The sequence below is a fragment of the Marinobacter sp. UBA2688 genome, assembly GCF_002352785.1.
Classification (GTDB): domain Bacteria; phylum Pseudomonadota; class Gammaproteobacteria; order Pseudomonadales; family Oleiphilaceae; genus Marinobacter; species Marinobacter salarius.
The window spans coordinates 185494-211745 of the sequence record NZ_DELU01000023.1 but is presented as its reverse complement, the minus strand read 5'-3'; the positions used below and the strand labels follow the sequence as shown (position 1 = coordinate 211745).

General features: G+C 57.6%; 22 protein-coding genes. 15 read left to right on the top strand and 7 right to left on the bottom strand.

Translation table 11 applies throughout. The features are described 5' to 3' along the window. From B3M52_RS12605 to B3M52_RS12580, 6 genes are all read left to right on the top strand, one after another. Positions 1–1138, top strand: a 1138-nt coding sequence (locus B3M52_RS12605) for an HDOD domain-containing protein (RefSeq protein ID WP_286749647.1), incomplete at its 5' end; no start/stop codon positions are given. Positions 1139–1354: 216 nt separating this feature from the next. Further along, on the top strand, positions 1355–2008 hold the full coding sequence (adk, locus tag B3M52_RS12600; protein ID WP_075195973.1) for an adenylate kinase: 654 nt from the start codon (positions 1355–1357) through the stop codon (positions 2006–2008). A 4-nt stretch (positions 2009–2012) separates the two neighbouring features. Next, positions 2013–2708 carry a tRNA (adenosine(37)-N6)-threonylcarbamoyltransferase complex dimerization subunit type 1 TsaB gene (gene tsaB / locus B3M52_RS12595; RefSeq protein ID WP_075195972.1) on the top strand — a complete coding sequence of 232 codons (696 nt, stop codon included), beginning with the start codon at positions 2013–2015 and terminating at the stop codon, positions 2706–2708. A 36-nt stretch (positions 2709–2744) separates the two neighbouring features. Beyond that, on the top strand, positions 2745–3542 hold the full coding sequence (locus B3M52_RS12590) for an undecaprenyl-diphosphate phosphatase (protein WP_036204238.1): 798 nt from the start codon (positions 2745–2747) through the stop codon (positions 3540–3542). Between the two features lie 85 nt (positions 3543–3627). Continuing rightward, positions 3628–3990 carry a UDP pyrophosphate phosphatase gene (locus B3M52_RS12585; RefSeq protein WP_075195971.1) on the top strand — a complete coding sequence of 121 codons (363 nt, stop codon included), beginning with the start codon at positions 3628–3630 and terminating at the stop codon, positions 3988–3990. After that, positions 3990–4799, top strand: coding sequence for a class I SAM-dependent methyltransferase (locus tag B3M52_RS12580; RefSeq protein ID WP_075195970.1), 810 nt, complete (start codon positions 3990–3992; stop codon positions 4797–4799). The genes B3M52_RS12585 and B3M52_RS12580 overlap by 1 nt, the downstream gene beginning before the upstream one ends. A gap of 14 nt (positions 4800–4813) precedes the next feature. Here B3M52_RS12580 and plsB read toward each other — a convergent pair whose 3' ends face one another. Continuing rightward, a complete protein-coding gene (gene plsB / locus B3M52_RS12575) occupies positions 4814–7282 on the bottom strand; it encodes a glycerol-3-phosphate 1-O-acyltransferase PlsB (protein WP_036204246.1) in 2469 nt (822 codons plus the stop codon). Positions 7283–7424: 142 nt separating this feature from the next. Here plsB and nudC point away from each other — a divergent pair, with 142 nt between their 5' ends. Both nudC and murI read left to right on the top strand, forming a co-directional pair. Continuing rightward, a complete protein-coding gene (nudC, locus tag B3M52_RS12570; protein WP_075195969.1) occupies positions 7425–8246 on the top strand; it encodes an NAD(+) diphosphatase in 822 nt (273 codons plus the stop codon). Further along, on the top strand, positions 8243–9094 hold the full coding sequence (gene murI, locus B3M52_RS12565) for a glutamate racemase (protein ID WP_075195968.1): 852 nt from the start codon (positions 8243–8245) through the stop codon (positions 9092–9094). The genes nudC and murI overlap by 4 nt, the downstream gene beginning before the upstream one ends. On the opposite strand, the gene B3M52_RS12560 is transcribed toward murI, so the two are convergent. The 4 genes from B3M52_RS12560 to B3M52_RS12545 form a co-directional block, all read right to left on the bottom strand. Further along, entirely contained in the window at positions 9072–10079 is a 1008-nt protein-coding gene (locus B3M52_RS12560) for a DUF2156 domain-containing protein (protein ID WP_036204254.1), read from the bottom strand. The genes murI and B3M52_RS12560 overlap by 23 nt on opposite strands. 49 nt (positions 10080–10128) lie before the next feature. Further along, the gene (locus B3M52_RS12555; RefSeq protein WP_007152042.1) at positions 10129–10782 is read right to left on the bottom strand and encodes a class I SAM-dependent methyltransferase; all 654 of its coding nucleotides are present in this window, start codon (positions 10780–10782) and stop codon (positions 10129–10131) included. Positions 10783–11021: 239 nt separating this feature from the next. Then, positions 11022–13196, bottom strand: coding sequence for an EAL domain-containing response regulator (locus B3M52_RS12550; protein WP_075195967.1), 2175 nt, complete (start codon positions 13194–13196; stop codon positions 11022–11024). A 23-nt stretch (positions 13197–13219) separates the two neighbouring features. Next, positions 13220–15196: an HDOD domain-containing protein gene (locus tag B3M52_RS12545; RefSeq protein ID WP_151981600.1), complete on the bottom strand. Its 1977-nt coding sequence runs from the start codon at positions 15194–15196 to the stop codon at positions 13220–13222. Positions 15197–15515: 319 nt separating this feature from the next. On the opposite strand from B3M52_RS12545, the gene B3M52_RS12540 reads away from it, so the two are divergent. The 4 genes from B3M52_RS12540 to B3M52_RS12525 all read left to right on the top strand — a co-directional run bounded on the left by B3M52_RS12540 (position 15516) and on the right by B3M52_RS12525 (position 21578). Next, the gene (locus B3M52_RS12540) at positions 15516–16829 is read left to right on the top strand and encodes a MinD/ParA family ATP-binding protein (protein WP_036204262.1); all 1314 of its coding nucleotides are present in this window, start codon (positions 15516–15518) and stop codon (positions 16827–16829) included. Positions 16830–17081: 252 nt separating this feature from the next. Continuing rightward, positions 17082–18620, top strand: a complete 1539-nt coding sequence (locus tag B3M52_RS12535) for a fatty acyl-CoA reductase (RefSeq protein WP_151981598.1) — start codon at positions 17082–17084, stop codon at positions 18618–18620. Positions 18621–18921: 301 nt separating this feature from the next. Beyond that, positions 18922–20868 (top strand): acetate--CoA ligase, encoded by a 1947-nt coding sequence (gene acs / locus B3M52_RS12530; protein WP_151981596.1) that lies wholly within the window; start codon positions 18922–18924, stop codon positions 20866–20868. Positions 20869–20912: 44 nt separating this feature from the next. After that, positions 20913–21578 (top strand): LuxR C-terminal-related transcriptional regulator, encoded by a 666-nt coding sequence (locus B3M52_RS12525; RefSeq protein WP_007152036.1) that lies wholly within the window; start codon positions 20913–20915, stop codon positions 21576–21578. An 83-nt stretch (positions 21579–21661) separates the two neighbouring features. Here B3M52_RS12525 and B3M52_RS12520 read toward each other — a convergent pair whose 3' ends face one another. After that, positions 21662–22645 carry a D-2-hydroxyacid dehydrogenase gene (locus B3M52_RS12520; RefSeq protein WP_075195962.1) on the bottom strand — a complete coding sequence of 328 codons (984 nt, stop codon included), beginning with the start codon at positions 22643–22645 and terminating at the stop codon, positions 21662–21664. A 259-nt stretch (positions 22646–22904) separates the two neighbouring features. On the opposite strand from B3M52_RS12520, the gene B3M52_RS12515 reads away from it, so the two are divergent. The 3 genes from B3M52_RS12515 (at position 22905) to B3M52_RS12505 (ending at position 25014) form a co-directional block, all read left to right on the top strand. Beyond that, on the top strand, positions 22905–24131 hold the full coding sequence (locus B3M52_RS12515; protein ID WP_036204271.1) for a pyridoxal phosphate-dependent aminotransferase: 1227 nt from the start codon (positions 22905–22907) through the stop codon (positions 24129–24131). 5 nt (positions 24132–24136) lie between these two features. Next, positions 24137–24328: a CPXCG motif-containing cysteine-rich protein gene (locus tag B3M52_RS12510; protein WP_007152033.1), complete on the top strand. Its 192-nt coding sequence runs from the start codon at positions 24137–24139 to the stop codon at positions 24326–24328. Between the two features lie 116 nt (positions 24329–24444). After that, positions 24445–25014 carry a DUF1439 domain-containing protein gene (locus B3M52_RS12505; RefSeq protein ID WP_036204273.1) on the top strand — a complete coding sequence of 190 codons (570 nt, stop codon included), beginning with the start codon at positions 24445–24447 and terminating at the stop codon, positions 25012–25014. Here B3M52_RS12505 and B3M52_RS12500 read toward each other — a convergent pair. Further along, complete coding sequence (locus B3M52_RS12500; protein WP_075195961.1) at positions 25001–26167, bottom strand: isocitrate/isopropylmalate dehydrogenase family protein; 1167 nt, start codon at positions 26165–26167, stop codon at positions 25001–25003. The two genes, B3M52_RS12505 and B3M52_RS12500, sit on opposite strands and share 14 nt — an antisense overlap. Positions 26168–26252: the final 85 nt, after the last annotated feature.

The following is a 26252-nucleotide window of genomic DNA, read 5'->3' as shown; positions in this document are numbered from 1 at the left end:
CCTGCAGCCGTTAACGGCTCGCCAGTCCGCCCGGCTGTTTGCCGACTGTGATCCGGGCTTCCAGCCGCCGGTCGGGGCTGCCTACGATCTGCCGGTACTCGTTGATGAGGATATCCTGGGATACCCCCGCACCCTCATGTGCTGCGGGACCGACAACACGCTTCTCGAGTTGGACCGCACCTCTCTGGCAAGGGCCCTGGCGGATGCCACTCAGGGCCACCTGGCGATTCGCGGGCAAAACAACGATGAGCGTGATGCCCTGACGCTGGAAGAAGTGGCCGACAAGCTGCAGAAGCTTTACCGTCTGCCGCCCATGCCAGCGCTGGCGCTGCGCATTCTCCGTTTGACGGCCAATTCCGAGGCGACCGCCCGCGAACTGGGCGAGCTGATAGAGTTTGATCCCAGCCTTACCGCGCAGATCATGCGCTATGCCCGTTCTGCCCTGTTCAACTATCCCGGTCAGATCAACTCGGTACAGGAAGCGGTGACCCGGGTTCTTGGGTTTGATCGTGTGGCCCATATCGCGCTGGGTATTGCGTCCGTGCGCGCTTTCGAAGTGCCCCGTCAGGGCATGCTGGGGATGGACCAGTTCTGGCGCCACTCTCTGTATAACGCGTTTGTTTGCCAGCGTATGGCGCCAAAGTGCCATTCCGATAAAGGCCTGGCGTATCTGTGTGGCTTGCTGCACAACTTCGGCCTACTGCTGATCGGCCACCTGTTTCCCCAGGAGTTTGACGAGCTGAATTCGCTGCGGGAAGCCAATCCCGACGCCAGCATGCATTCGCTGGAGCAACAGGTGTTCGGGGCCAGCAACGATCAACAGATGCTGGCGGTTGGCCACGGCGCCATTGGCGGCATCCTTCACCGACTTTGGGAACTGCCTGACCCGGTGGTCAAGGCCGCGGGCATGCATCAGCAGGAGGGCTACCACGGCGAGCATGAGCAGTATGTGCTCATGGTCCAGCTGGCCAATGGGCTGCTGAAGGAAAGGGGGATTGGGGATGAGTTCAACCCGGATGATGTCGCCTCCCTTGCGTCGTCCCTCGGGCTTTCCGAAGGGGACGTTGCTCGTTTGAACGAGGAGATTGACAGCGTTTCCGGGGAGCTGGACGCGCTGGCGTTATCCCTGTCATCCTGACCGTCGAGCTCTATCAGCTACAGCCGCAACTCACAGCCCGATGTAACCTTTTGGTGCATGCTACGGAGGTCCACTTTCTATGAGGGGGCTGAGTTCGTATAATGCGCCTTCCTTGGCAGGGGCTGCGGGCTCGTTGCTGCCGAGAAGCTGTCGCAAAGCCGCCGGGTTTTGCAACAGCTTTTCAAATGATAATGACTACAACGGGAGCACAGCGTTATGAGAATCATCATGTTAGGCGCGCCAGGCGCAGGCAAGGGTACGCAGGCCCAGTTCATCACCGAACGGTTTGAAATCCCGCAGATTTCGACCGGCGACATGCTTCGCGCGGCGGTGAAAGCCGAGTCCGATCTTGGCAAGCAGGTCAAGGAAGTGATGGCTTCTGGCGGCCTGGTGTCTGATGACATCATCATTGCGCTCATCGAAGAACGGGTTAAGCAGCCTGACTGCAAGAACGGCTTCCTGCTCGACGGTTTCCCCCGCACCATTCCCCAGGCCGAGGCCCTGAAAGATCAGGGTATTGTTATTGACTATGTGGTGGAAATCGCCGTTGATGACGAAGAAATCGTAAGCCGTCTGTCAGGTCGTCGGGTGCACGAGGGCAGTGGTCGCATCTATCATGTGAAGTACGATCCGCCCAAGACCGAAGGTAAAGACGACGAGACTGGCGATGCCCTCATCCAGCGCGAGGACGACAAGGAAGAAACCGTCCGTAAACGCCTGAAGATCTACCACGAGCAAACCGCGCCACTGGTCGGTTACTATCAGGACTGGGCGAAAGAAGCCCCTACCGCTGCGCCGAAATATGTGCGCGTAAAAGGCGTGGGCAGCCTGGATGACATTCGCGACCAGATTCTTACCCAACTGAAGTAACCCTGTGAAACTACTGGCACTGGATACCTCATCAGAGGGCTGCTCAGCAGCCCTGCTGGTGGATAACAGCCTGGTGGAGCGGTTCGAGCTGGCTCCCCGCGGACACACCCGCCTGTTGATGCCGATGATCCGCGAGCTTCTCGCCGAGAAGGAACTGGTGCCGGCGGACCTCGATGCGCTCGCATTTGCCTGTGGTCCGGGCTCGTTCACGGGCCTTCGCATTGCTACGGGGGTTGTCCAGGGCTTGGCCTATGGTCTCGGAATCCCCGTTATTCCAGTGTCATCCCTGGCAGCCGTTGCGGAGGATGCGATACAGCATTGGCAAATGCTGGACGGCGACGCCGTTGCAGTGGCCTTCGATGCCCGCATGGGTGAAGCCTATTGGGCCTGTTATATGTGCCGAGATGGGCAACCGGAGTTGATGGGTCACGAGCAGGTCTGCGCTCCGGCGTCTGTGACTCTGGCCGATGGCGCATCCCGGTGGTTTGGTGCCGGTCAGGGGTGGAGCCTGAAAGAAAATTTCCCGGCCGATGTTGCCGCAACCATGGACCGCATCGACGAGACTCTGGTGCCCAGGGCTTCCAGAGTGGCGGAGATCGCCGCCCGTGCCTTTCATGCGGGAGCCGGGGTACCGGCCGAACAGGCACAACCGGTATACATTCGTGATGAAGTGGCCTGGAAAAAACTGCCCGGCCGCTAACAACAACCTCACTGCTACCACCCGGAATCACTGCCGATGGAACTGTGGCACATTATTGTATTGGCCGTTATACAGGGGCTGACGGAATTTCTTCCGATCAGCAGTTCGGCCCATCTGATCCTTCCCTCACAGGTATTTGGCTGGCCGGATCAAGGCCTTGCGTTCGATGTCGCCGTGCATGTAGGGACGTTGGCAGCGGTGATCTGGTACTTTCGCGCGGAAGTGGGCCGTCTCACGGTTGCCTGGGTTGGAGATACGGTTCGGGGCCGTGTCGGGCAGGATAGTGGCCTTGCGTGGGCGGTCATCGCCGGCACCATTCCAGCCGGACTGGCTGGTCTGTTGCTTAATGATTTCATTGAAACCTCCCTGCGTTCCGGGTTGGTGATTGCGGTTTCGACCATCGGTTTTGGTTTGGTGCTGTGGTGGTCGGACGCGGTGGGACGTCGTAACCGGGACCTGCCGGCATTGACCATGAAAGATGCAGTGATCATTGGCGTGGCCCAGGCGCTGGCTCTCATTCCGGGCACCTCCCGATCCGGTATTACCATCACGGCGGCTCTGTTTCTCGGGTTTGGACGGGAGGCCGCCGCCCGATTCTCGTTCCTGTTGTCGATCCCGCTGATTCTCGCCGCCGGTCTGCTGAAAACCCTGGAGCTGGTGGAGCAGGGCGGGGCAACCGACTGGGCGGCTATTGCCCTGGGTGCTGCGCTGTCATTTGTCAGTGCCGTGGTCTGTATCCACCTGTTTCTCAAGTTCCTTGAGAGACTTGGCCTGATGCCGTTCGTTATATACCGCCTGGTACTTGGTCTGCTGTTGCTTGTCATGCTCTGGTAGTGCAAACATTGAACAGCCTGCTTTAAAATTGCTCCAGGATCTTCCATAATCCACTACCTGTGGTCTTTTTAACCGGTGTACCAGAATGATCGGTGGTGTTAACCCAAACAGCAGTCTTCCTTTCCAGTCCGGCAACAGCAGCCCGGTTCGTGAGCGCAGTGACATCGCTCGTGCGCCTGCGTCCGCCCCCGATAACGATAGCCAGGCCGTTCGCCGTGATCTCACCGATGCACGGCCCCCCAACGCCGAACAACGGCCGGTTCCTTCTGCTGAGTCGCTAGAACGCCGTGTCGAGGCACGTCAAGCCGCGGAGGACGTGCGCCTGGAGCGTTTCCGTGCCGATGAAGTTTCCCTGAGCACCTCCAGAGCCCTGTCCACGTTTGCCGATGTCGCCGCCGGAGGCGATGTTGCGGATGCAGGGCTCTCAGGCATCGATATCCTGGTTTGATGTCGCCAGGAAACACCCTGTCTGAACTTGCCGTTGGCTGCAGCCCCCTTGGCGATCTCCACGCTGCACGTTCCCTGTCTGAAGCATTATCGTTGCCTTTGCTGGGTACGCTTCGTCCGCGAGACGTGCGGGATTACCCAGTGCTGCTGTTTCTGGATGAAAATGGTCTTGGCCTGCAGGTTACCGGCAAGGGGGCTCCAGGGCCTGTCAGAGCCGAGTTCGTGACCGGAAAGGCGGGATACCGGAGAGAACACGGCGGTGGCACCGGACAACTGATTGCCAAGGCTGTTGGCCTGAAGAAAGCCCGCCAGCCCCTTCATGTTCTGGATGCAACGGCCGGTCTTGGCCAGGACGCGTTCGTACTGGCCTCCCTGGGCTGCAGGTTAACCCTTTTCGAACGTTCGCCGGTTATCCATGCGTTGCTTAGTGATGGACTTTCCCGTGCGGCCCTGAACGAGCAGAGCGCGCCCATTGTCGCCCGGATGGCATTGCAGTCGGGTAGCAGTATCGACTGGTTATCGCAGGCGGGCGCGGGCGCCGCGGATGTGATCTACCTTGACCCGATGTTTCCCCATCGCGACAAGTCGGCCCTGGTCAAGAAGGAAATGCAGGTGTTTCGCACGGTGGTGGGAGACGACGATGATTCACCAGCGTTGTTGAAGGCCGCGTTGGCAGTGGCAACCTATCGGGTTGTCGTCAAACGCCCGCGCAAGGCGGAGCCAGTGAGTGGCCCCGAACCCACCACCCGTATTGAAGGAAAGAGCAGCCGGTACGATATCTACTCCATCAAGGCGTTTCCTGCCGGATAGGTCACCGGTCGCGTTCAGGCCCCAAGCATGGTCACCTGCTGAATGGCCTGGCGTTTTTCCACACTTAGCACCAACCGTGCGTCTTCCGCTACTTCATCCAGGCCGTCGGTGTAGCACAACAGTCCGTCGTCATCGGTGGTGATAACGCCATTGTGCTGCATGTTGGCGATGAAGTTACGGAACAGGGTCTTGTCGAAGAACTCCGGCGCATTGAGGCCGAACAGGATGGACATACGTTCGGCCAGAAGCGTGCTCTGCTCTTCCAGTTCGCCGGCGGTAATCTTACCCGATCCGTATTTGCGCAGGATGCCGATGGCAATGTGATAGCGTTCTAGGGTCTGGATGATGAACCGTGACAGCACCCGCAGGCGCAGCATGGCATCGGTGCCTTCCTCAGGGCGGCTGATCCTGTCTTCCTCTTCTTCGAACAGCAACCCTTTCTCCAATAGAACGTCGATCCATTGGTTGATGACCCCGTCAATCTCCTCGGCGTCGTATTTGAGGAACAGTTCGGATTTCAGATAGGGGTACGCCACGCTGGCCAGGAACTCAATTTTGTCCCGGCGCAGGGAGTTCTTGTTCTCAAACAGGCTCGCGATCAGAGACGGCAGGGCAAACAGATGCTGGATATTGTTGCGGTAATAGGTCATCAGGATCGCGTTGCTGCCTTCCAGCGCGATGATGTCACCCAGTTTCTGGGGCTGGCGCGTGATCAGGCCCATGTTTTCGCAGTAGTCGACCCAATCCTTGCCACTGCCTTCCGGCAGCGTGATGGTGTCGGCGTAGGGAAAGGCTTTCAGCAGGTCGGCATACTGGTCCATCAGGCGAATCAACTGGCCTTCATCCATAGCCAGGCGATCGGTGCCCAGCAAAACCGTTGCAGTCATGCCAATGGGATTGACGGCGACAGATGCGTTAATGCTGGACGCAACACGATTGGACAGTTCAGACACCGCCTGATTGAGCCATTTTGGCCGGTATTCGGAATCGTAGGCTTCTTCCCGCCAGCTTGGTTCGACTTCGTTCAATACCTCAGCAAGGGGAATGGCTTCACCGAAGTTTACAGCGACCTGGCCAAACGAGTTGCTCAACTTGCGAACGGTCTTGGCAATCGCGAACACGCTCTCTTTCTGTTTTTTCTTGCCCCGTAGTTCACCGAGGTAAGAACGGCCTTCCATCACCTTCTCGTAACCAATGTATACCGGGACGAACACGATGGGCTTGCGATGGTCTCGCAGAAAGCTGCGGACGGTCATGGACAGCATGCCGGGCCGAGGCTGGAGCATGCGGCCCGTGCGGCTGCGCCCGCCCTCCACGAAGTACTCAACGGAATAGCCGCGGGAGAACATCACGTGCATGTATTCGTTGAACACGGTGGCGTAGAGCGGGTTGTCACGGAAGCTCCGACGCATGAAGAACGCGCCGCCGCGTCGCAGGATGGGGCCAACAATAGGCATGTTCAGGTTGATGCCGGCGGCAATGTGCGGGGGCATCAGCCCGTTCTTATAGAGCACGTAGGACAGCAGCAGGTAATCAATATGGGAGCGATGGCAGGGAACATACACCACGGCATTGTCCTGGGCTTCTTCCTTGGCAACGCGGATGTTGTTGATAGCGATGCCGTTGTAGATACGATTCCACAGCCAAGACAGCACCACTTCCAGGAAGCGTATGGTCACGATGGACATGCTGGCAGCGATCTCGTCCGCATATTTGTACGCCTTGGCGCGCACCTTTTCCGGGGGGATGTCATCCTTTCGGGCAGTTTCCCGGATGGCTTCCTTGACCGCCTGGGTCCGCACCAGTCCACCCACCAAGGTGCGGCGGTGAGACAGGTCCGGGCCGAGCACGGCTTGGCGCACCCTGCGGAAATGGGTACGGAGAATGCGGGCGAGCTTACGGTTGGCGCGTTCCTCGCTATGGCGGTATTCGTCAATCACCTGCTTCAGGGACAGGGGCTGATTGAACTGCACGTAAGTGCTACGCCCATGCACCATGATGATCAGGAATTTCTGCAAACGTCCAGCCACGGACCAGGTGTCGGACAGCAGCAGTTTGACCAGCGATTTTTCCTTGTCCGGGGAGCGCCCCCAGAACAGCGACACAGGGACGATCTGAACATCCTGCTCAGGGTGTTCCAGGCCATGGCGAACCAGCGCCCGGAACTCACCGGTGGGAACGGGCGTCTGGCGACGACGGAAAAGACCACCAATCCGACGGTAGAGAAAAAAGAAGGAGTGGTTCGGACCGTTCTTGACCGGCAGGGACGACTCGGCACCAGGCAGGCCAGCTCGCAGCACCTCCTGTTCCAGGACCAATCGGCTGGACAGCGAGCTGTACTGCAGTACGTAGCAAACCGGTTTTTCCGGGTCTACTCCCAGGGCTTCCACGCTGTTGCCGCTCACATCCGTCCGGACCCACAAAAACAGGATTTTGCGGAAAAGGGTCAGGATCAGGCTGCGAAGGCCCAGGAAAAAACGCATAAACGGTCGCTCCGGTTCACAAAACAGGCGGTAAGTTTACTTGGTTGCGTGCAGTGCGGAAAGCCATGCGGTCGTTCTGTTGTGTTGTGCCGCTGTGATACATTTCCAGCTCTACCCACATAATAGCTTCTGGACACGGATTATGGCGTTATGGACTCCCGGCTGGTCTTCGAAAGGGCCCGACGATGACGATCTTGTGTTGGCCATCGACGGTGATGCGGTGCTGAAGCCCGACGTTGGCTGGCTGAAGCCTTGGCGGATGATTGCCCCTAGTACGCACGGTGATATCGGGCCGGTGTATGTTGGCCAGATGGACGGCAAGCCTGTCTACGTAGCCGAAGCCGACGCGGCCAGACTGGCGGGGTCTACAGAACGGGTGACGCTTCGGGAAGCGCTGCTGCTGATGGAGGATGCTCCCGCGGAAATGCTGGGCACCGCGTTCCAGGTGCATCAGTGGTGGCGGGATCACCGCTTCTGCGGCCGCTGTGGTGAATTGACAGAGCTGCACCCGTTGGAAAGGGCCAAGTGGTGCAAGCCCTGCGGCATTCCCTGGTATCCCAGGCTGGCGCCCTGCGTAATTGTGGTTATCCGCCGTGGTGAACGCATGTTGCTGGCCCGGTCATCGCGGACAAAGCGTCATTATTTCAGCCTGATTGCGGGCTTTGTGGAGCCGGGTGAAACCATTGAAGCGGCGGTTGCCCGGGAAGTGAAAGAGGAAACCGGCCTTGAGGTTAGTGGGGTTCGCTACCACTCCTCTCAGCCATGGCCGTTTCCCCATCAGTTAATGCTGGGCTTTTTTGCAGACTACGCCGGGGGCGAGCTGGTGCTGCAGGAAGACGAAATTGCGGAAGCGGACTGGTTTCTGCCGGGCGATATGCCACCTGTGCCGCCGGTGACCACCATCTCTGGCGGCCTGATCCAGGCCATGGTGCGGGAAATTAAAGGGCAGGGGGCATCGTCGTGACTGCGCCAAGAGTGCTGGTCTTTGATTCAGGCGTTGGCGGATTGAGCGTTGCTGCTTGTATCCATCAACAATTGCCGGGGGTGAAGTTGGTGTACCTGGCTGATAACGCTGGCTTTCCTTACGGCGCCCAGCCGGAAGCGGTGGTCATTGAGCGCAGCCAGACACTGATCCGGCTGGCGCTGTCGGAATTTCCCTGTGATGTCATTGTGGTGGCGTGCAACACTGCGAGCACTGTGGTATTGCCGCATCTTCGGACCATGACACCGATACCGGTGATCGGCGTGGTGCCGGCGGTAAAGCCTGCGGCGGCGGTGTCTGAAAACCGCCGTATTGGTCTGCTGGCCACCCCCGCCACTGTTCGTCGGCCCTACCTTGCCGACCTGATTGACGAGTTTGCCAGTGATTGCACGGTGGAACGGCTGGGGCATCCGGACTTGGTGCAATGGATCGAAAATCTGGTGTCCGGTTCGCCAGTCCCCGAACAGGCCTTGTCCGTGGCATTGCAACCATTCCGGGACGTGGGTGTGGACACTGTGGTTCTGGGCTGCACTCATTACCCGCTGATAAAGGATCTGCTGCAGAGCCAGTTGCCGACCGTAAAACACTGGGTGGATTCCGGAGAGGCCATCGCCCGCCGAGCGGCCTGGTTATTCGAACAGCAGGGGCTGGAAGTGAAAAGTCTTATGGCCCTCAACAGCGATGGGGATGTGGTTGATGCCGCCCTGTTTTCCGGGGACATCCCACGAGGTATCGGGGAGTTCCTGGATGGGCTCAGCCTGGCCACCAACGACATCCGTGGTAACTGGTCCTCGTCGGTAGTCGGTGCTATAGCAAGCGGGTCAGCTTGAACATGGCCAGGAACTCCAGTGCCGGTAAGGATCGGCGGTGGCAACAGTAGGTTTTAAAGTTGTCGCCACGGAATCGTGACTTGGTAAATTCCAGGCCCTTGAAGTTGTAAAGGAAGTTCCCCTTCTCATACAGGCCGTGCATGATGCGCTTGAGCAGTCGGCTTTCCTGGTGCTCGGTAGCCGGGTCCAGGGATAGCGGAATTAAACCCAGGTCCAGATAGGGCACGCCTTCGGCCTTGAACACATCCATGGCATGGGCCATCAGGGTGTAGAAAATACCCTGGCGGAAATCCGCGTTGGCCCTTGAGATGTTGGGCACGTAACTGATGATCTCGTTATTGCGGTAGATGGGGTCGAAGTAGATAAAGCCCACGGCCTTGCCATCCTGGTACGCGTAGAAATGGCGTTCGTTCTCCCGGTACTCCATCTCCATGGGACGTATCAGGAAACGGATCTCCTTGCTCTTGCATTTACGGGTGCGAATCCAGGCATCGGAAATTTCGCGGGTGTGGTCATCGCTGAAGCGCTCCTTCACGGTAATGCCGTTTTTTTCCGCCTGGTTGAGGGCCGTGCGCAGGATCTGTTTCTTCTTCCCGCTGAGCGACCAGTTTTTCAGGTTGATACGGGATTCGCTGCCAAACTGGGTGCCAAACAGGCCAAAGCGGCGGTAGAGGTAGTCCACGACAGGTTTGGATACCTGGATGTAGCAGGCGGAAGGGAAGCGTTGGTGAAACTGTTCCAGGATCACCTCAAAGTGTTCCGGTGCGGTGACAGGATCGGAGAGCACGAACGTGCCGCCCCATTTGCGCATATACGCCAGGTAGCCAACGCCGGGCACATCGAAATACTGCATCTCAGGTTGCAACGTCGAGAACGACTGGGAATGGGTGCCGTACTTCTTGAGGTAACTGATGCGCTCCGGAAAGGTAAATACACCTTCGTCCAGAGAGCGTACGCCATCGAGTGAAAGGATCTGGTCTGACATTGTGAAACTCCCCCGTTTATTGTTTTAAATCCGGCGTGAGGCCTCGTGTCTACACCTGTTTCCGTCCCAGGATCGACCAGTAACAGTTCATGTTCAGCAGCTTGAAATGCTTTTTCTCGGTAACGTGCAGGCCAAGGCGCTGCATGTGTTCGGGGTAGTTGTAAATCTTGTGGAAGGCATTGTTGGCGAACAGCCAGAAGATGAAGACGGCCATGTACCAGTACATCTTCTTGAACAGGCGGGCCACAATGTTGCCGGTGGGGTAGCAGAAGTCACCCACAACCACCCTGGCGTCGGCCTTGCCCAGACGGATCAGATGCTCCAGCACCCGCACCATCATGTCTTCGTCAAACACGTTGAGGAAAAAGTTGGCGACCACCATGTCGTACTGTTCGAACTCATCGACCTTCATGATGTCGCTGTGAATGCGGCGGATGGTCAGGTGCGGCGCCTCTTTTTCCTGGGCTTCGGCAAACTTGCGCAGCATGGTCTCGGAGAGGTCCACCACGGTCACGTCCGCGCCCAACTCTGCGGCACGGATCGCGTCACGGCCATGGCCCACGCCTGCAAACAGGATGCGGGCGCCGGGCTTGACGGTTTCCACATCGAGCATGGCAGTCTTGCAGCGATGGATGTTCTTGCCGCTGTAGAGGTTGCTCAGAAAATCGTATACCGGGCCAATGTATTTGTATTTATCGCGCATGGTGACTTCTGCCTGTCCATATCCTGGGGATGCTTCCATTCTTCTTGTGATTGTTGATTCACCGTCAGGTGAATTGAAGGAAGCGCCTGATGGATTTGAGCTTAGAGAAGCCGGTGGGGGAATTATGTGCAGTACCGCGCATTTCCAGATACATAACGTAACGAACAGCAACACTTTGCAAACCAGATCAACATTTTAGATCTGACTGTCCGACAATGGAGTATCGATAATGCGGTAGGTTAGAAAGCGACGGCGCGCGCCGGGGTATGTCCGAGGGTTTTGCCGATGACGTCTGCAGGCCGCGCCGGGCCGTAGAAGAATCCCTGAACCTGGTGGCATCCCAGGCTTTTGAGGTAGGTGAGCTGTTCGTCCGTTTCCACACCCTCCGCCACGATCTGAAGTTTCAGTCCATGGGCCATGGCGACAATGGCGTTTACAATACAGGCACCATCTTCGCCTCTGCGAATGGCTTTGACGAAGGACTGATCCACTTTCAGGGTGTGAATGGGCAGCCGGTGAATGTAGTTCAGGGAGGAGTAGCCGGTGCCGAAATCATCAATGGCAATTCTGACGCCCAATGACGCTAATTCCCGGAGTTTCTGACTGATCTGCTCAAGATCGTTCATGATCACGTTTTCAGTGATCTCGATTTCCAGGTTTTGGGGCGGGAAGCCGTGGGCCTGGAGTTGAGCCATCAGGGTCTCTACAAACCTTGGGTGCTCCACCTGGACCGGGGACAGGTTTACGGCCAGTCGCAGGTCGCTGTGTCCTTCTCGAATCCACTGGCCGACATCATGGCAGGCCTGGTCGAGTACGCATTCACTGAGTTTGGCAATGAGTTTGGTTTCTTCTGCCAGCGGCAGGAAGTCCCGTGGATAGAGCAATCCCCTTTCCGGATGTTGCCAGCGCACCAGCGCTTCCAAACCCACCACGCGATTGCTCGAGGAACAGACTTGCGGCTGATAGAACACCCGCAACTCATCGCGCTCAAGTGCCATCCTAAGGTCTCTTTCCAGGCTCAGGCGGTTGGCCGTGTCAATGCTCATGCTCTCCGAGTAGAAGCGGTAGCCATCCTTGCCCCGTGCTTTGACGTGATACATGGCAATGTCGGCGTTCTGGATCAGTTGATCCATGGATTCGCCGGCTTCCGGGTAGGTGGCAATGCCAATGCTCACACCTACGAAAACTTCGTGTTCGCCCAGTTGGAAAGGCGCGCGCAAGGCCTTGATCAACTTCTTTGAAATCTGTCTTGCGTCCTCGTAACCGTGGATCGACGGCAACAGCAGAGTGAATTCATCGCCACCGAAGCGTGACAGGGTATCCCCTTTGCGCAGACACCGTTCCAGTCGCTGTGTGACAGCCTGCAGCAGGCGATCGCCCATGGCATGTCCCAGCGTGTCGTTGATAACCTTGAAGCGATCAAGGTCCAGGAACATCACCGCCAGCTTCTGCTCACTGCGGCGCGCGTGGGTGATGGCCAGGTCGAGCCGGTCCTTGAACAGGGCGCGGTTTGGCAGTCGGGTCAACAAGTCGTGGTAGGCCTGGAAGTTGATAAAGGCTTCCGCTTCCTTACGCTCGGTCACATCGCGGGCAGTGCCGTAGTAGCGGGCCTCGCGACCATTGTATTTGCCGTCGTCGTGATTGGTGTGGGGCCAGGTTTCCGGGTCAATCGGAAACGCGGTAATTTCAAAGTGTCGGGTGGCTTTGCGGCTGCCTCGGGTCTTGAGCCGAACTTCCAGTGTCCGGGGATTGTCGGCGCTGATATTCGGGCCTTTCAGGGCATAGGTTCCCCGGGCGATGTCCCGGTCATCCAGGATGTGGCGAAAGTGACGCCCGCACAGCTCAGCGGGTTGGTAGCCAAGCAGGCTCTCAATCTTGCTGTTCACAAAACAGAAATGCCCGTCGCCATCGAGCATGAAAACGATATCGGGTGAGCTATTGACGATGTAGCGATGCAGTTCCTCGGACTTTTCCAGGCGCATTCGTATGTGCTCGTGGGCGCGAAGCAGAGAACGCTTGCCGAGCACGCCGTCGACCGTTGCCAGCAGTTCTTCCGGGTCGAACGGTTTGCGGATATAGTCCAGTGCCCCCCGGCGCAGGGCACGGCTGACGGCGCTGAACGAGCTTTCACCGCTCACGACAATCACGCCACATTCTGGTTGTTCCGATGACAGGCGTTCCATCACACCGAATCCGTCCACATCGGGCATGCGAAGATCCAGCATTGCCAGGTCGAACGATTCGGTCTCAAGGATGCGACAGGCCATGCGCCCACCTTCCGCTTCGGTGACCTCGTACCCCTTGCTTCTGAGCAGTGAAGCAAGGCCGGAAAGCAGTCTCGGATCATCGTCGACGACCAGGATGCGCGCCTTTCCGTCGTCGCCGTAAGTCCACTCGGTGCTCGCAGGTTTCATGTCAGTAGCCCGTCGTTTCTTCGTCATTTTTCATCGTTTTTTTTATTTGCCGCCGCGGGAAACAGAATTCGGAATGCTGTCCCTCCGCGCCCCGTGCGGCAACTAATGATGCCCTCCATGTCATCAATCAACTGTTTGACCACGCTCAGACCCAGGCCGCTATGGCCCTTGCCCTTGGTGGATTGAACCGGTGAAAACAAGTGTTTTCGGACCTCGTCGGGAATTCCATTACCGGTGTCCGCCACTTCCAGTTCCACCCAGGTTTTTCCGCTCTGCCAGACTGGTGCCTGTGTGTGAATAGCCACTTCGCCACCGTCAACAAGGCATTCTGCCGCATTACGGACCAGGTTGATAACCACCTGCCGGATGACCGCACCGGGCACGGTAACATCGGTGGGGTCCGCGCACAGGTCAAGCTCCAGCGCCATGTCGTCGCTGCTGAACAGGCTGTCTTCCAGCAAGTCCCGCAGAATTCTCAGTTCGTCATTTAGATTGCAGACGCCGGTCGGGTTTGCTGCATCATGGCCCGGACCCCGGCTGATCTGCAACAGGAGATCTCCCGCGCGATCGAGTTCGTCACGTATGACGTCCAGCTCTTCCTGTACTTCGTCATCATCCAGCCGGTTCCGTAGCTGATAGATATATTGCCGGATGATGGTCAGCGGGTTGCTCACCTCATGGACCTGGCGACGAATGGCCTGTCGGGCCAGTTCCGACTCCATACTGTCCTGGGTACCACTATTGGCTAGCGTGGCAGTGACGGCGTCAGACAGTTTGGCGCTGAACAGGCGACCGATTTCTTCTGTCTGACCGGAACTGTCATGGTCGGTACCGACGACAAAGACGCCAGCACATTGATCTTCCCCCCGAACGGGAATAGCCACCAGAGAAGGGGTTTTCAAGAGAGAAAGCAGCTGGCGGTCCAGCACAGTCGTTGTGCGGTCACCAAGACACAGGGCGGTGCCGCTGCTGTAGGCCTCGGTCAACACGCTGGTGGCCGGCCCGCTGGCAACTGTAAGGTCGGGAGTATCGCCGTTGCTGGCGGATAGCAGTGTCAGCCCGTCTCCGGCCTGGCCAAAATACAGTGCCGGCAGGCCGGTGATCAGTGTCAGGCTGGTGACGGTTGCGGCCAGACTCTCCTGGGCACTGCCGCGAATCGGCGACAGTTCCAACGCCTGGCTGGCCATGGCCTGTTTCAGTATGGTCTGTTTGAGTTTGTGGTTGGAATGGTGGGCGTCGTAGTCTTCCGATAGCGGAATGCCCAGTGACTCGGCCACGCCGCTCACTTCCTGGTCGATCCTGCGGTTGATCTCTCGCGTGAGCTCTTCATTGAGCCCAAAAATGGTCCCCGCCGCCGCAATGCCCGCCGCGTCCGAGAGTGCCAGGCGCGTTGCCAGACTGATCAGTTTGACCAGGTGCCCGGCATCCTGTATTTCCGTTGGCATGGCCTGCTGATAGCGCATAGCGTCAACCGCCATGGGGCCCAGCCCCCATGAATTGACCAGTTCGGCAGCAATATCGGACTGGTGGTCAAAGTAGTATTGCTGGGTTTCTCCAGGCGGTGTTTTCAGTGCGATCAGCTCGCCTACGTTGTGCAACATACCCAGCATGAACGCCTGGTCGGGTTCGGGGTAGCGGGTCAGTGTTGCCAGAGCCCTGGCCGTCAGGGCGGTGGTCAGTGAATGGCGCCAGAAGTCCCGCAGCTGTTGCCACTGGTCTGCCCCGAGTTCGTAAAGAATCTGGCGCAGTGCAGCAGTCAGAACCAGGGTGTGAAAACGTCGGGTTCCCAGCCGGAGCAGGGCCTGGTCAATGGAACGTATTTGCGAGGTGGGGCCGTACAGTGCCGAGTTGGCGAGGGCGAGAACGCGAGTGACCAGAGCGGTGTCGGCAGACACAATGTCACTTATTCGGCGATAGTTTTCATCCTGATGGCAGGCCTCAAGCGCCCGAAGGGTAACCTCCGGGAGACTCGGTAGCTGTATGTCAGGGGCAATCTGCATAGGCCTGCCTGTGTAACGCGCCAGATATTTCGTTAGTATCTGACGACTTGTTCATAAACATTAACCCGATGGAGCTTAGTCAATAACCTGCATTTATTAAACAGTTATTGGTCCTTTTTTAAGCAGAGTATTACCCGTGTTGTGATGTGTGTAAACTTTTTACAGGTTAAATGTCGCAAAACCGTCCATGATCGGGCATTCAACCCGTCTCTTTTTGTCTACAGTTAGAACTCCGTCCGGGTTACACTTTGACACAGTACTCAAATTTTACCCGGATCACGTGTCAGTCGACGGACAAGACAGCGCCTATTAAGCATTCATGACCGATTCCCGCACTTCCAGGCACATTCCGAAGCAACCCAGAACACTGGCCATAACCGGTGGCAAAGGTGGCGTCGGAAAAACATCGGTGGCACTGAACCTTTCCCTGACCCTTGCGCGAGAGGGTTACAGAGTATTGTTGCTGGATGGTGACACGGATCTGGCTAATGTCAGTATCATGCTGGGCCGGTATCCGGAGCGCACCCTGGCCAACGTAATGGCCGGTGAGTGCTCTCTCCGCGACGTGATTATGGAAGCGGAGTGGGGTTTGCACATCATTCCCGGCGCCTCGGGAGTTGAACAATGTGTGGATATGGCCGCTGAAGAAAGCCTGCGTGTTCTCAAGGCTTTGTCGAGGCTGGAGAAAAACTACGACTACGTGATCACAGACACGGCCTCCGGTTTGCAGAAGACCGGCATGCACATGATTGCGGCGGCGGAACTGGCCTGCGTCGTGGTCACGCCAGACCCTGCATCGCTGACCGATGCCTTCTCCCTGATAAAACTTCTGATTCGCCGTGGCTACCGGAGGACGCCGAGCGTGTTGGTGAACATGGCCCAGGGTGCAAGTCAGGCTCGATCCGTGTTTCAGCGCCTTGATGCTGCTGCAGTTCGGCACCTGGGGTTGCAGTTGCATTACCTGGGTGCGATCTGGCGTGACGAAACCTTGCGCCAGTCAGTGATGAATCAACGCCCTGTGGCACTGTTGCCGGCTTCTGATCCGTCCAGCCGTCAATTCCGAACATTGGCTGACATGCTGAACGTGCGGCTGCGCCAGCTGCCGCCGCGAAAGGCGGGGATTGCGGCGTATTGGCACCGGGTGTCGTCCGGTTCAGCGGATACGGCGCCTGCGTCCGGCGGTGGCCAGGCAAAAACGCCAAAAGACCCGGCCCAGGAATGCAAGCGGCTGACTGCAGAACTCGGCGAAATACTGGCTGACAGCAATGACAAGCCGCTGCTGCGTTATGAAGCGTTTCAGGGGCTTTTTGCACTGTTAGGGCGCAAAATGGATGCAGATGCCATCGAGATTATCCAGACCGGTTTAGCCTCTCTCAATTGGGACAAACTGGAAAAGGAACAACGAGAACATATGGCGACTCATCTTCGCCATCTCGCTGCAGAAGTTGACCCTGCGGCAGTTCCCCGTAAGGCGGAAGCAATAGTAAATAAGCCAGAGCGGGAGCCGTACTACGACCGTATCAGTTTTGGTGAACAAAGCCGGTTGATTCGGGCGCTTAAGGAGCAGCCGTCCAATATCTCCCTGGATCAGCTTCTACGCTCGCTGGCGGACACCGACAAGAACGGTTCCTGAGCGCCTTTTGCCCGGTTTTTCTCCATTCCTTGTTTTTGCATTTAGTCACCTTATTTTATGGTCATTTTATTGTTGCAGTTTGTAGCGTAACTTTGCTCTATGTCACCGCACTGTCATTTGGTCTGTGCAAAAATCAGCCCTATCCCCGGAATCGTGGCCCGCAAAATGCAGAGGTAGGAGGCAGATAGTCTCTACTCTGAAAACCTACTGCATTTGATGGTTACACTGTGAATTTGAGAAGGAGTTCTCGCCATGGCAACACAGCAGCAAAAAAACGGAGCGTCAGCGTCCGGTGTTCTTGAGCAACTACGCGGTAAACACGTGCTGATCACCGGCACCACCGGTTTTCTCGGTAAGGTGGTACTGGAAAAACTGATTCGCACGGTGCCGGATATTGGCGGGATCCATCTGCTTATCCGTGGCAATAAAAGGCATCCGGCAGCGCGGGAACGATTTCTCAATGAGATCGCGAGTTCTTCCGTGTTCGAGCGCCTTAGGCACGATGACAACGAGGCGTTCGAAAGCTTTCTTGAGGAACGCGTTCATTGCATCACCGGCGAAGTGACTGAACCCCGTTTTGGGCTTACGCAGGAGCGGTTCCGTGCTCTTGCCGGGCAGGTCGATGCGTTTATCAATTCCGCAGCCAGCGTAAATTTCCGGGAGGAGCTCGATAAGGCGCTGAAGATCAATACCCTTTGCCTCGAGAACGTTGCCGCTCTGGCGGAGCTCAATAGCACTATGGCGGTCATCCAGGTATCCACCTGCTACGTCAACGGAAAAAATTCCGGTCAGATCACGGAGTCCGTTATCAAGCCGGCGGGTGAGTCTATCCCCCGCAGCACCGACGGATACTATGAAACGGAAGAGCTTGTACACCTTCTGCAGGACAAGATCTCCGACGTGAAGGCCCGATACTCCGGCAAAGTGCTTGAGAAAAAGCTCGTGGACCTGGGTATTCGCGAGGCCAACAACTACGGCTGGAGCGACACCTACACGTTTACCAAATGGCTGGGTGAGCAACTCCTGATGAAAGCCCTTTCCGGGCGCTCACTCACAATTGTTCGCCCTTCCATCATTGAAAGTGCACTGGAAGAACCCTCGCCGGGATGGATTGAAGGCGTGAAGGTGGCGGATGCGATCATACTTGCCTACGCCCGTGAGAAGGTCTCCCTGTTTCCAGGCAAACGCAGCGGTATTATCGACGTGATTCCGGTGGACCTGGTGGCCAACAGCATCATCCTGTCCCTGGCTGAAGCCATTTCCGAGCCTGGGCATCGCCGCATCTATCAATGCTGCAGTGGCGGTTCAAACCCAATTTCGCTGGGCACGTTCATTGACTACCTGATGGCCGAAGCCAAGTCCAACTATGCAGCGTATGACCAGTTGTTCTATCGACGGCCCACGAAACCGTTTGTGGCGGTCAATCGCAAGCTGTTTGATGTTGTGGTTGGCGGGATGCGCGTGCCGTTGTCCATCGCTGGCAAGGCACTGAGGCTGGCTGGCCAGAACCGTGAGCTAAAGGTTCTCAAAAACCTCGATACCACGCGTTCACTCGCCACCATCTTTGGTTTCTACACGGCACCGGATTACATCTTCCGTAACGATTCGCTGATGGCCCTGGCTTCCCGCATGGGTGAACTGGATCGTGTCCTGTTCCCGGTGGATGCACGCCAGATCGACTGGCAGCTGTACCTGTGCAAGATCCACCTCGGAGGTCTTAACCGTTACGCTCTCAAGGAGAGGAAACTGTACAGCCTGCGGGCTGCCCAGACCCGCAAGAAAGCCGCCTGACACCCGGTCAGTCGGCTGTCCTTTCTACCCGTCCCCCCCGGTTCCCGGGGGGGCGGAACCTCACTTGTTGTTTCCGCTGGCGGGTCTATCCTTTAGGGCAGGCTCCAGAACATAGGGTCACCCCTCGTGAGACCGTCATTCTAGCTAAAAGTGCTGGCGGATTGGGACGTTAGTCTAATTCATTGTTCACTGGCACGCGTGTTGAACTATGGGTATCCGTCTTCAGGGCTTTTTTGCCCGTCACGCTCTTTATTAAATAACCGATAATGACAACAGACTCTGACTAATAAGGGGGAGCACAATGACTGATAAACAGGTTTATCCGGTAAGTCCGGACGTGGCCAAACGGGCCCTGCTAAACCGGGATCAGTACGAGAAGATGTACCAACAGTCGGTGAATGACCCGGAGACCTTCTGGGCTGAACACGGCAAGCGACTGGACTGGATCAAGCCCTTCTCGAAGGTGAAAAATACCACCTACGACTACGACAACCTATCCATCAAATGGTTTGAAGACGGCCAACTGAACGCCGCCGCTAACTGCCTGGACCGTCACCTGGAAAAGCGCGGTGATCAGACAGCCATCATTTTCGAGGGCGACGACCCGGCCGATTCCCGCAACGTGACCTACCGCGAACTGTACGAAGAAACCTGTAAGTTCGCGAACGTTCTGAAAGATCAGGGCGTCAAGAAGGGCGATGTTGTCACTATCTACATGCCCATGATTGTTGAAACGGGTGTTGCCATGCTGGCCTGTGCCCGCATCGGCGCTATCCATTCTGTTGTCTTCGGCGGGTTTTCTCCGGAAGCACTGGGTGCCCGGATTGCTAATGGTAAATCCCGATTCGTGGTAACGGCTGATGAAGGTGTCCGCGGCGGCCGCAAGATTCCTCTCAAGAAAAACGTCGACGCTGCGTTGAGTAAGGAAGCCGGCGCAGATGTGGACAAGGTTATCGTGGTCAAGCGTACCGGCGGTGATGTGCCCTGGAAAGACGGTCGTGACGAGAGTTACGAGGAGCTGATGAAGGGCGCGTCCACGGATTGCCCTGCAGAACCCATGAACGCCGAAGATCCGCTGTTCATGCTGTACACCTCCGGCTCCACTGGCGCCCCGAAAGGCGTATTGCATACCACCGGTGGCTACATGGTCTTTACCTCCATGACCCACGAATACGTCTTCGATTACCACGATGGCGACGTCTACTGGTGTACGGCGGACTTTGGCTGGGTCACCGGTCACAGCTACATTCTGTACGGCCCGCTTGCCAATGGTGCTGTCACCGTCCTGTTTGAAGGTGTACCCAACTACCCGGATACCTCCCGTATGGGTCAGGTGGTGGACAAGCACAAGGTCAATATCCTGTACACCGCACCTACCGCCATCCGTGCCTTGATGGCCGAAGGTGAGTCCTGCATGAACGGCACCACCCGCGACAGTTTGCGCCTGCTGGGTTCGGTGGGTGAGCCGATCAACCCGGAAGCCTGGGAGTGGTACCATCGCGTAATCGGTAACAGCAAGTGCCCGATTGTAGACACCTGGTGGCAGACGGAAACTGGCGGCATCCTGATTTCGCCGCTGCCGGGCGCCATCGATCTGAAACCGGGTTCCGCGACTGTGCCGTTCTTCGGCGTCAAGCCGGCACTGGTGGATAATGACGGCAATATCCTGGAAGGCAAGACTGAGGGCAACCTGGTGATCCTGGACAGCTGGCCTGGCCAGATGCGCACCATCTACGGTGATCATGAGCGCTTCAAGCAAACCTACTTCAGTACCTACAAGGGAATGTACTTTACTGGCGACGGTGCCCGTCGTGATGAAGACGGCTACTACTGGATCACCGGCCGGGTGGACGATGTTCTGAACGTGTCCGGCCACCGCCTGGGGACCGCTGAGGTTGAGAGCGCCCTGGTAGCCCACAACAAGGTTGCCGAAGCAGCTGTGGTTGGTTACCCCCACGAAATCAAGGGGCAGGGCATTTATGTCTATGTAACCCTGGTTCATGGCGAGGAACCCAGCGACGAGTTGAAGAAGGAACTGGTCCAGTGGGTGCGCAAGGAAATCGGGCCGATTGCGTCTCCGGACGTAATTCAGTGGGCGCCTGGACTGCCCAAGACTCGTTCTGGCAAGATTATGCGTCGTATTTTGCGTAAAATCGCATCCAATGAGCACGATCAGCTGGGCGACACCTCCACTCTGGCGGACCCGGGCGTGGTGGATGACCTGATAAGCGGTCGTGCGAACAAGTAAGGCCTGCTTGCTATCAGGCTGTGACCCTGTGAGGAATCTGTTGAATGACACAAACTATTATCGTCGCCGATGATCACCCGCTGTTTCGGGCAGCTCTGAAACAGGCGGTCAGTCAGGCGGTACCTGATGCCAAGACAGTGGAAGTGGACAGCATCAAGGCGCTGCAGGCGGCGGTAGAGTCGCATCCGGATGCGGATCTGGTGTTGCTGGATCTGAACATGCCGGGCGCCCACGGCTTTTCGGGGCTCGTGTTCATGCGCGGGCAGTACCCCGGCCTGCCAGTGGTGGTGGTGTCAGGATCGGAAGAAATGCAGGTGATGCGCCGTTCGATCGACTATGGGGCGTCGGGCTTTATTCCGAAGTCGGCGCCTCTGCCAACCATCACCGAGGCGATTCAGGCAGTCCTGGAAGGAGACGTCTGGTTGCCGGAGGGTGTGGCGGACAAGATCGAGCGGATGCATTCGGACATGACGGACTTCTCCGAAAAACTGGCGTCACTGACGCCGCAGCAGTTCCGGGTGCTGGGTATGCTGGCTGAGGGGCTTTTGAACAAACAGATCGCTTATGATCTGGACGTCTCAGAGGCTACCATCAAGGCCCATATCACGGCGGTGTTCCGGAAGCTGGGGGTTCGCAACCGGACCCAGGCGGTAATTGCGATCCAGCAAATGGAGATAGATCCTTCGGATACGTCGTTGTCTGGTAGCTGATTGGCCCAGAGGTTCTATTGAATTGAAAAAGCGGAAATCCCTGCGAATGGGATTTCCGCTTTTTTTTGTTTGAGCGGGCGTGCTCACTTTTTACTGGCATACCCCAATTTCTTATCCACCAGATTGAACAGCTCCTCACCCTGATGCCAGCGGTCCAGGTTCTCCAGGAACTGGTCGGTCAGCGCCCGTTTCCAGCCGATAAAATCGCCAGACATGTGGGCGGTCATGATGACATTTTCCATATCCCAGAGCGGATGATCCGCCGGTAGGGGTTCTTCCTCGAACACGTCTAGCGCCGCGCCAGCGATGTCGCCGTTATTCAGGGCGGCAATCAGGTCGTCGGTTTTCACCACGGGCCCGCGACCAATGTTGATCAGGCGGGCGGACTTGCGCATGGCCTTGAAGGCTTTTTCGTTGAATAGGCCTTCGGTCTGGGGGGTCAGTGGGGCGGCGATGACTACGAAATCCGCCAGGCCCAGTTGCTCGGTGAGGTCGTCATTGCCGTGAACCGCGACAAAATCCGGATCGTCTTGGCGGGGTTTGCGGGCAATACCGTGGGGTTTCAGGCCGGCGGCCTTGCATAGCCGGGCAATCTGCCCGCCGATGGAACCGGCGCCAACGATCAGTACCTGTTTGCCTTCAGCTCTTTCGGTGTCCCGGTGCTGCCATTTGTGCTCTGCCTGCAGGCGCAGGGAGCGGGGAAAATCCTTGGCGAACATCAGAATCGTGCACAGCACGTACTCGGCAATGGTGCGGTCGAAGATGCCCCGGGCGTTGGTCACGGTGACATCGCCTTCAATAAGGTCCGGGAACATCAAGGCATCCACGCCGGCACTGGTGGCGTGGATCCACTGCAGTTTGTCCGCTGACGGCCAGGCGGCGGCCAGGGCCTCGGTACGAAAGTCCGTCACCATCATTACGTCGGTGCCCGGCAAGGTGTCCCGCAGAGTGGGCTCGTCAGAGGCAAAGCGAACCTCTGCTCGTGCCCGCAGGGCATCCATGCCAGGAGGCTCGTTTTCACCGGGTGCTGTCAGAACGGTTACAACCGGTTTGCTGTGTTGGGTCATCTGTCCTCCGCCAATGCAGTTTGTCCGCGTCCGGCCGCGGGAATCGACAGTCCGGATGTCGAGTCTACAGTCTGGTATCTGAGCCTGAACTGGTCAACCTGACCCCATATAAGATAAAGGTCGTAGCCCTTGTTATAGCGGGTACTACGGCGTTTCGTTCCGGTAATCCAATCTTTCTGTTTTATGTCTTGTACGGCCCCTGTTTACTGACTAACCTGCAGGAGTAGCTACTATTTTGCCCCGCGTCCAGGAGGTGTTTATGGCAGAAGCCGCCAATCGAGAAACCGGCCAGACCAAACCGCGTAAAGTGAAATACCGGAAGAACAAGGCCAGTTGGAACCCGGCGATGCAGGCGGTTCCGGTGCCGGGCATTCGTCGCATGGTGAATATGGCGGCCACCATGAAGGATGTCATTCATCTTTCCATCGGTCAGCCGGATTTGCCAACCCCCAAGCATGTCATTGACGCTTATATTGACGCGCTCAATGCCGGGCAGACGGGGTACACCATGGACGCGGGCCTGCCCGAGTTATTGGTTGCCCTGCGGGATTACTACGGCGCACGCTACGATCGCAAGCTGACCCGGGACAACATCCTGATCACCAGCGGGGCGACCGAGGCGATGTACCTGGCGATTTCGGCGACGTCTGCGCCAGGCCGGCAGTTCATCGTGACTGACCCGTCGTTCCTGCTTTACGCACCGCTGATTCGCATGAACGGTGGTGAGGTCAAGTTTGTGCCCACCCGGGCGGATAACGACCACCAGTTGGATCCGGACGAAGTAATCCGGGCCATGGGACCGCGCACGTTTGCGCTGATCCTGAACAACCCCAATAACCCCACCGGGGCCGTATACCCCCGCACTACCGTCGAGACCATTCTGGAAGAGTGCGCCTACCGGGGAATCCAGGTATACGCCGACGAGGTCTATGATCACCTCATCTTTGACGATGACGACTTCGCCAGTGTATTGAACTGCTCAATGGACCTGGACAACATCATGTGCATCAGCAGCTTCTCGAAGACCTACAGTATGGCCGGGTTGCGGGTAGGTTGGGTGATTGCAAGCCAGGCGGCGATCAAGTCGCTGCGGCGTTTCCACATGTTCACCACCTCTGTCGCCAACACGCCGTCCCAGTTCGCGGGCGTCGCGGCACTCACCGGAGACCAGCAATGCGTCAAGAACATGGTGGACATCTACCGTGAACGCCGCGACAAGGTGGTGGAATTGGTCGACCAGACACCGTATCTGACAGGGTACAAACCCGGTGGCGCCTTCTTTGCGTTCCCGGATTTGCCGCCCCACGTGGACGGCTCCGATCTGGCGCTGCGAATGCTCAAGGAAACGGGTGTTTGCCTGGTGCCGGGAGATGCCTTCGGGGAAGGGTGCACGAACGCCGTTCGGATCAGTTTCTCGACCACGTGCGAGAAACTGGATGAAGCCTTCGACCGGATCATCCCCTGGATGGCCAAGCAGCAGTTCTGACCGTCATGTCGGCTCTGGACTCAGTGCTTGTGCAATGCCCCTACTGTTGGGAGACGCTGGATCTCAGCGTCGACCCTTCGGTGGAAGATCAGGAGTACGTGGAGGACTGCCAGGTGTGCTGTCAGCCCATCCTGGTCCACGTGGTCCTCGACGAGAACCTGACCCCCTCCGTGACCGTCCGGGCCGAGAACGAATAACCGCCCGCCAACCTTCGGCGGTGTCTATTCATTCCTGAACGATGATTAACCTGCCCGGCTTGCCCGGGCAGCCACCTTGGCTCAGGATAGGAGGAACTGCAAAGGAGAGTCTTTCGATGGTCAACGCATCAACCCGCCTGTTTTCGGCCGTTATTCTGTTATCCATGTTTGTTCTAGGCGGCTGTGCCAGCCTGTCACCCTATTCCATTTCCGAAGCGACGTTGGAGCGCCACTTTCAGGATACCGTCAGTGACTTTGATCGCCGGCAGCTGCAGAGCGGGTCGCCACTTAGCCTGAGCCTGAGCAATGCGGACATTACCCTTGGCCCGGATGGCCGTGACGTGGCGGTCATTGACCTGAGAGGACAGGTCGCCCTGAATGCGCTGATGGCAAAGCTGCCAGTCGATATTGCCCTGAAAGTGGAAGGAGCGCCTGTTTACGACAGTAAGGAGAAAGCGATCTACATTCGGCGGCTGCAACTGTTGGAAAGCAGTATCGATTCGTCGTTTTTCAAAGGGGATCTCAAACCGGTTACGGATAACGTCATGAGGGTGGTTGCCCAGATGCTGGAAACCATGCCGGTGTATCGGCTGGATGAAGCGGACTTCACCCAGCGAATGTTCGGCATGGTGCCCATGGACGTGAGGGTTGCGCCCGGGCGGCTTGAGTTCGTTATGGCCGAGTAAGTGACTCCAGGCGCTCGCGCACGGCGGCGCCGATTTCCTGTGTACCCCTGGATTTGCCGGCGTTCTCCGCCAGATCAGCGGCTACTGCGTCAAACAATTCCCGCCCGGCCGCGGCCACAGCCGGGTCCTTCCGCCCCAGCCACTCCAGCATGCGTGCCGTGGTGAACAGCATTGCTGTGGGGTCGGCCAGGCCCTGGCCGGCAATATCCGGTGCGCTGCCATGGGTTGGCTCGAACATCGAGGGCATGCCGTTTTCGTCGGGATTCAGGTTGCAGGAGGGCGCCACGCCCATGCCGCCGGACAATACGGCTGCCAGGTCGGTCAGGATGTCACCCTGCAGGTTGCTGGCCACCACCACATCGAACGCCCAGGGCGCCTGGACGAACTTCATGCAGGCCGCATCCACCAGTTCGTGGTGCGTTGCTACGTCGGGGTACTGTTTCGCCATTTCTTCGAAGGCTTCGGTGTACATGTCGCCCCAATAGCGCAGGGCATTGCGTTTGGTCACGATGCACACCTGGCTTTCGCAGGTTTTACCTTCCAGAGTACGGAAGTGTCGGGTGCGGCCTTCTTCGGCGCGTGCGGCGGCTCGCAGGCGGGCCTGCTCGAAGCCATAGCGGATAATCCGGTCGGTTGCCCGGCGGGTGAATACTTCCATCTGGGTAGCCACTTCATCCGGTGCGCCCTTACGGAGCCGCCCGCCCTGGCTAACGTACTCGCCCTCGCTGTTTTCTCGAATCACCAGCATGTCGATGTCTTTGGCGCGCTCATCCGCCAGATACTGACGGGCACCGGGAAGCAGTCTGGCGGGCCGTTCGCAAACCCACTGATCAAATCCCTTGCGCATGTCCAGCAGGGGGGCCAGGGAGATGCTGTCTGGCAGCAGGTAACGGTCAGGGTCGTCGACCGGGCCGGGGTCGCCCAGGGCACCCAACAGAATCGCATCATAGGATTTTAATTGGTCCAGAGCATCAGCCGGCATGGATTCGCCATTCTCTTCGTGCCAGGCATGGGATGGCCAGGGAAAGCGTGTCCACTCCATCGGCAAATCGTGTCGTTTGCGCAGGGTCTCCAGGCAGTGTACCGCCTCGGCAACCACTTCAGGACCGATGCCATCACCGGGGGTCACCGCAATTCGGGTTTTCTGGGCCATTCCGGATACTCCTTCCTGTTGCTGTGATCGTAGAGTCAGTCGTGTGATTCAGTGTAGTCATGTGCCATGGGGATTCCACACCATT

Coding starts and splice junctions, on each gene's coding strand:
- adk (WP_075195973.1), top strand. CDS start 1,355: ATGAGAATCATCATGTTAGGCGCGCCAGGCGCAGGCAAGGGTACGCAG.
- B3M52_RS12590 (WP_036204238.1), top strand. CDS start 2,745: ATGGAACTGTGGCACATTATTGTATTGGCCGTTATACAGGGGCTGACG.
- B3M52_RS12585 (WP_075195971.1), top strand. CDS start 3,628: ATGATCGGTGGTGTTAACCCAAACAGCAGTCTTCCTTTCCAGTCCGGC.
- B3M52_RS12580 (WP_075195970.1), top strand. CDS start 3,990: ATGTCGCCAGGAAACACCCTGTCTGAACTTGCCGTTGGCTGCAGCCCC.
- plsB (WP_036204246.1), bottom strand. CDS start 7,282: ATGCGTTTTTTCCTGGGCCTTCGCAGCCTGATCCTGACCCTTTTCCGC.
- nudC (WP_075195969.1), top strand. CDS start 7,425: ATGGCGTTATGGACTCCCGGCTGGTCTTCGAAAGGGCCCGACGATGAC.
- B3M52_RS12560 (WP_036204254.1), bottom strand. CDS start 10,079: ATGTCAGACCAGATCCTTTCACTCGATGGCGTACGCTCTCTGGACGAA.
- B3M52_RS12555 (WP_007152042.1), bottom strand. CDS start 10,782: ATGCGCGATAAATACAAATACATTGGCCCGGTATACGATTTTCTGAGC.
- B3M52_RS12550 (WP_075195967.1), bottom strand. CDS start 13,196: ATGAAACCTGCGAGCACCGAGTGGACTTACGGCGACGACGGAAAGGCG.
- B3M52_RS12545 (WP_151981600.1), bottom strand. CDS start 15,196: ATGCAGATTGCCCCTGACATACAGCTACCGAGTCTCCCGGAGGTTACC.
- B3M52_RS12540 (WP_036204262.1), top strand. CDS start 15,516: ATGACCGATTCCCGCACTTCCAGGCACATTCCGAAGCAACCCAGAACA.
- B3M52_RS12535 (WP_151981598.1), top strand. CDS start 17,082: ATGGCAACACAGCAGCAAAAAAACGGAGCGTCAGCGTCCGGTGTTCTT.
- acs (WP_151981596.1), top strand. CDS start 18,922: ATGACTGATAAACAGGTTTATCCGGTAAGTCCGGACGTGGCCAAACGG.
- B3M52_RS12525 (WP_007152036.1), top strand. CDS start 20,913: ATGACACAAACTATTATCGTCGCCGATGATCACCCGCTGTTTCGGGCA.
- B3M52_RS12520 (WP_075195962.1), bottom strand. CDS start 22,645: ATGACCCAACACAGCAAACCGGTTGTAACCGTTCTGACAGCACCCGGT.
- B3M52_RS12515 (WP_036204271.1), top strand. CDS start 22,905: ATGGCAGAAGCCGCCAATCGAGAAACCGGCCAGACCAAACCGCGTAAA.
- B3M52_RS12510 (WP_007152033.1), top strand. CDS start 24,137: ATGTCGGCTCTGGACTCAGTGCTTGTGCAATGCCCCTACTGTTGGGAG.
- B3M52_RS12505 (WP_036204273.1), top strand. CDS start 24,445: ATGGTCAACGCATCAACCCGCCTGTTTTCGGCCGTTATTCTGTTATCC.
- B3M52_RS12500 (WP_075195961.1), bottom strand. CDS start 26,167: ATGGCCCAGAAAACCCGAATTGCGGTGACCCCCGGTGATGGCATCGGT.